Below are 4,863 nucleotides of genomic sequence, written 5' to 3'. Positions count from 1 at the left end.
TTCATTTGGGTTCGTTTTATAAAAACGAAAATAACTCAAAATTTATAATTAATCCTAATTACTATTTTATTTCTTTCTTAACAAAAAAACACATTGAATGAGAAATAAGAAAAAATACAAACTAAAAAACTAAATATCAACCAATTATTCCCAAATTACCAAATTCATAAAAAATGGAATTCATCTTTTTTTCTATTCACAATTTAGAAAGCAAGAAAATTGGTTTATAAAATACTTTTCGCTAAAAACATAAATCTGTACCAAAAAAAAAAAACGTGCTTAAATAATTATTGATTATCTATTTTATTCCAGAAATCAAAATAATTGAACCATTGCAATGGGTATTTTTTTACCATCATTTCAACACTTCGGGTATATTCTTTCAACAACCCTTTTTCGTCACGATGCTTTACGGTAGCTTCTCTGGTATAAAGGTGATAATGTAAATTGGGTTCTTTCATTACATAAACAAAAACCACTGGAACTTTTAAACGAGAGGATATAAGAAATGGTCCGGCTGGAAAAAGAGCTTCTTCGCCCAATAATTCTTCGCTTAAAGATTTTACTCCTTCAAAATACCTGTCTCCGGTGAAACAAACCAGTTCATTTCTGGCTAGAGCCGAATTAATCTCGAATATATGTGATAAATCATCACCAATCAATATGAAATTTATTGTTGGTTTTTGGGTAATACTTTCGAGATATTTTTTTATGGCAGAATGCTCTAAATCGGTAGTAACAAGGTTTATTTGAAAATTGACATCAACCTCACTAAAAAAATGTTCGGCTATTTCAAAATTTCCAATATGAGCACTAATGAGCACTCCTCCCCTTTTTTCTTTCAAAAGTTTGATAATAATTTCGCCACCATCATGTTCATAAGTAAACTTATTTTTCAATCCGGCGCCAATGGCAATTTTATCAATAATAGTCTGTCCAAAAGTATAATAACTTTTGAAAACCATTCTTTTTGATTTGAAATAGGAATACCCCAATCTTTTTCTAAAATAATAAAAGATTGAGGTATTACTTTTTTTTAGGAAAATAAAATAATACGTTGCTACAAAATAAAGGATAAGATAAGCAGCTTTAATCCCTACTTTTTTAATAAAAAAAACAAAAATTTTGTATCCTAAAACAGTCCCTTTAGATTTTCCATCCCATTGACTCATTTTAAATTGTGGATTTTAGATTGTAGATTTTAGAATGCTTGTCACATCTAAAAAATATAAATTATGCTTTACTTTTAAGCTTATTTTCAATTAGATCATAAAAATCTTGGAATGTATCTATTCCTACAAAATCTGCTTCAACTAATTTTACACCAAAATTTGATTCAATAGAAACAACTAAATCTACATAGTCTAAACTATCCAATCCCAAAGTGATTTTCAAATTTGCATCTGACTGAATATCATCTCCATCTACCTCAAATTCATCAATTAAAAAATCATTAATCTTCTCTATGATTGCTTCTTTATTCATTATTTTTTTTATACTTTTTAACTACTAATGCCGAATTCGTCCCTCCAAAACCGAAGGAATTCGACAAAAATATGTCAAATTTTTTATTTAAAGTGGTTTTAACCAAATTTAATTTTGCGGCATCTTCATCTGGCGTTTCCAAATTAATGTTTGGTGCAATGAAATCGTTTTGCATCATTAATATCGAATAAATGACTTCGCTGGCACCAGCCATCCAGCATTCGTGCCCCGTCATTGACTTTGTAGAACTCACATAAGGATTACTTTCACCAAAGACTTTAAAGATGGCTTTCGCTTCATTGTCGTCCCCTACTGGTGTTGATGTTGCGTGAGCATTAATATAATCCACATCACTTGCTTTTATTCCTGCTTCATCAAGCGCTCTTTGCATTGCTGTAGATGGACCTTCCACATTTGGTGTGGAAATGTGACCGCCATTGGAAGAGAATCCGTAGCCCACAACTTCTGCTAAGATAGGCGCCCCCCTTTTGATCGCCGATTCATACGATTCTAAAATCAAAGTAGCTCCTCCACCGCTAGGAATTAAACCATCGCGATTAATATCAAAAGGTCTTGAGGCTTTGGTTGGTTCATCTTCTCTAGGAGAAAAAACACCCAAACCGTCAAAACTGCACATGGCATATTTGTTAATTTCTTGTGCACCACCACAGATGATTACATCCTGAAAACCGCTTTTAATTAAAAAATAAGCTAATCCAATAGAATGAGATCCGCTTGCACAGGCCGCACTAATCGTTAAATTAATCCCTCTCATTTTAAAAATAGTCGATAAATTCATCGTAACCGTTGAATTCATGGACTTGAAAATAGCCCCTGAACCAATTAACGCAGAATCTTTTTTATCTCTGATAATGTCAGTCGCTTCGATAACAGATTTCGAGGCACTATCATTCCCATACATAATTCCAACTTCATTTTCATCAAAGAAAGCATCGTCAATATTAGCATTTCTTAAGGCTTCAACCGTTGCCATGTAAGCATATTCAGTTTCTTCACCAAGACTTATTCTTTGTCTTCTGGTAAGCAAATTTTTCAAATCAGGTTTAGGAACCATCCCTGTCAAGGCTGATTGAAAACCAAATTCTTTTCTTTCTGGATCAAATGAGATACCAGATTTTCCTTGATATAATGAATCTTTTACCTCGTCTAACGATGTTCCGATACAGGAATAAATTCCCATTCCTGTGATGACAACTCTTTTATTCATTTTCTGTTGTATTATTTATGAATAAATCCCACCATTTATATTGATAACCTCACCAGTAATATAACTTGATTTCTTTGAAACTAAAAAGCTAACTAAATCTGCAACTTCTTCGGCTTCACCAAAACGATTCACTGGAATCATTTTAATTAACTCTTTTTCATCAAGATGACTTGTCATATTTGTTCTTATAAAACCTGGAGCCACTGCATTCACAGTGATATTTCTTTTGGCTACTTCTTGTGCCAAAGCCTTAGTTGCAGCTACCATTGCCCCTTTTGCTGCAGAATAATTAGTCTGTCCTGCAGTTCCTTTTACACCCGAAAGCGAAACGATATTCACTATTCGACCGTATTTATTTCGTAACATCTTTTGCATAAAAAAGTTAGTCACATTAAAAAAACCATTCAAACTGGTATTGATAACACTTGACCAATCTTCCAGACTCATCCACATGAATAAACCGTCTTTGGTAATTCCTGCGTTATTTATAATCGCTTCGACAATTGCTTCTGGATTTGCTTCTTGCCATTCTGTTAATACAGATTTTACTTCATCAAAATTAGCGACGTCAAATTTTAGAATTTCTCCCGTAGCCCCATTTGCAATTACCCTTTCTAATGTATTTTCGGCTTCTTCTTTATTGGAATAATAATTAATCAAAATATGATAATCGCTGTCTTGTGAAAGTTTTTCACAAATAGCGTTACCAATTCCTCTAGAACCTCCTGTTACCAATGCACATTTCATATATGTAAAATTTATTTCTTAGCGGTCATATATAGTATCGCCATCATTATCTTTATTAGTGTTTTACGCTTGGAAATCATGGCGATTTCATATAAAGCTATTTCAATATTAGTTATTAATCAAATAATCTTTCACCATTTGCACAAAAGGATACATTACCTGATCTTTTTCGAATCTTGGAATAATGACACGAATATCATCATATATTTTTCTGGTTACAGATGAAATTTGGTCTTTTTGTTCCAAATAATCAATTGCCTGAACAATGGTGATCAATTCGATAGCCAATACTTCAAATGCATTTTCAATAACTTTTGATGTAATCACGGCAGCATTAGTTCCCATACTTACAATATCCTGATTGTCATTATTATTTGGAATACTATGAACATACATCGGATTCGATAACATCTGGTTTTCCGCAGTTGTTGAAGTCGCTGTAAACTGTACTCCCTGCATTCCAAAATTGAAACCTAAAGTCCCCAAATTCACAAATGGAGGAAGGATTTCGTTTATTTTTGAATTCAATAAATAATTCAACTGACGTTCAGCAAGCATCGTTAATTTGGTAATTACGATTTTCAACTTATCCATTTCCAACGAAATATAATCCCCATGAAAATTACCGCCATGATATACATGTTGGTTTTTCACGTCTATAATTGGATTATCATTTGCCGAATTAAATTCTTCTTCCAAAATAGAAGAAACATTGCTTATGGTTTCAAGTATTGGTCCCAAAATTTGAGGAACGCAACGTAAAGAATAATACTCCTGAACTTTTTCTTTGAAAACATCCTCGGTATTTTCTCCAGAATATAAATGATCTTCTCTTTTTCTGATTAAAGTACTGTCCTCAAGATTTGTTCTCATTCTCGAAGCCACTTCTCTCTGTCCTTTATGACGCTTTGTATCGTTTAGTTCTTCCGAAAAATGGTCATCGTAAGCTTGTACAAGTTCATTGATAGCACAAGAAAATTTAATTGACCAATCCAATAATTTATGGGCATGATGTACATTGACAACTCCAATTCCAGTCATCACTGACGTTCCATTCATCAAAGCCAATCCTTCTCTAATTGCAACTTGAATAGGTTCAAGTTTTTCTATGGCAAAAACCTCTTGTGTAGGTCTTCTTTCTCCTTTATAAAAAACCTCTCCTTCACCAATAAGAACCAAAGCCAAATGTGCCAATTGAACTAAATCACCACTGGCACCTACCCCACCGTGTTCAAATATTAAAGGAGTAATATCTCGATTAATTAATTCTTTCATCAATAGAATCACTGAAGAATGAACTCCAGAATTACCTAAAGAAAGTGTATTTAGCCTAGCCAAAATCGCTGCTTTAACACAGGTTGCATTCAACGGTTTTCCTGTACCGGAAGCATGACTTCGTATTA

The 4,863-nt window shown here is 33.1% G+C and carries 5 protein-coding genes; all 5 read right to left on the bottom strand.

What is annotated here, in order from left to right:
• Positions 1–287 precede the first annotated feature (287 nt).
• Entirely contained in the window at positions 288–1,172 is an 885-nt protein-coding gene (locus VFS71_RS15230; protein WP_326402299.1) for a lipid A biosynthesis acyltransferase, read from the bottom strand.
• Positions 1,173–1,233: 61 nt separating this feature from the next.
• Complete coding sequence (locus VFS71_RS15225) at positions 1,234–1,485, bottom strand: acyl carrier protein (RefSeq protein ID WP_326402298.1); 252 nt, start codon at positions 1,483–1,485, stop codon at positions 1,234–1,236.
• Positions 1,478–2,713, bottom strand: coding sequence for a beta-ketoacyl-[acyl-carrier-protein] synthase family protein (locus VFS71_RS15220; protein WP_326402296.1), 1,236 nt, complete (start codon positions 2,711–2,713; stop codon positions 1,478–1,480). Before VFS71_RS15220 ends, VFS71_RS15225 begins: the two co-directional genes overlap by 8 nt.
• 15 nt (positions 2,714–2,728) lie before the next feature.
• Positions 2,729–3,460, bottom strand: a complete 732-nt coding sequence (fabG, locus tag VFS71_RS15215) for a 3-oxoacyl-ACP reductase FabG (protein WP_326402295.1) — start codon at positions 3,458–3,460, stop codon at positions 2,729–2,731.
• A gap of 108 nt (positions 3,461–3,568) precedes the next feature.
• Positions 3,569–4,863, bottom strand: a 1,295-nt coding sequence (locus VFS71_RS15210; RefSeq protein WP_326402293.1) for an aromatic amino acid ammonia-lyase, incomplete at its 5' end; no start/stop codon positions are given.

This window comes from Flavobacterium sp. (assembly GCF_035760125.1).
GTDB lineage: Bacteria > Bacteroidota > Bacteroidia > Flavobacteriales > Flavobacteriaceae > Flavobacterium.
Note: the sequence above shows the minus strand (reverse complement) of the source record. Positions and strands in the feature narration are given on the sequence as shown.